Annotated in this window: 1 protein-coding gene; it reads right to left on the minus strand. The window is 63.6% G+C overall.

The genetic code is table 11. The features are described from left to right. A partial coding sequence (locus EST62_RS12100; protein ID WP_129052333.1) for an FAD-dependent oxidoreductase occupies positions 1–685 on the minus strand: 685 nt, incomplete at both ends.

Genomic DNA, 685 nt, shown 5'->3' on the forward strand with positions numbered 1-685 from the left:
TCCGGGCGTTCCGTCGAAGCCCGCCACGGGCAGGCCGCGTCCTTTCTGAGCGCCAACGCCGATAAACACCGCGTCGTACTCCGCTTCGAGCTGTTCCAGAGTAATATCCTTGCCGATGGTGACGCCCATTTTCGTCTCGACGCCGAGGTCGATGATTCTGGCGATTTCGGCTTCGAGCACCTTGCGATCCACCCGGTAGCCCATGATGCCGTAGAGCACCATGCCGCCGAGCTTTTCGTTGGCGTCGTAAATCGTGACGGCGTGACCTTTGCGGCGAAGCTGGTAGGCCGCCGACAGGCCCGCCGGGCCGCCGCCGATGATGGCGACTCGCTTGCCGGTGTCAGCGCCGGGGCCTTTGAGTTTGAGGTTGTTCTCGATGGCGTAGTTGCCGATCACCTGCTCGACGGCGTTGATGGCCACGCTTTCGTCATGGACGCCGCGGTTGCACTTGCTCTGGCACGGGTGCGGGCAGATGCGGCCCATCACCGCCGGAAACGGGTTGGTCTCCACCGCCGTCTCCCACGCCGATTTCAGCGGGTCTTCCGACGGGTCGGTGCCGTTGAGAAAGCGGTTGATGCCGCGAATGTCCTCGCCTGCCGGGCACTCGGCGGTGCAGGGCGGGGTCTGCCTTACATAGACCGGGCATTTGTGGCTCTGATCCCCGAAGGCGACAATTTTATCGGTC

This window comes from Chlorobaculum sp. 24CR (assembly GCF_004118635.1).
Classification (GTDB): domain Bacteria; phylum Bacteroidota; class Chlorobiia; order Chlorobiales; family Chlorobiaceae; genus Chlorobaculum.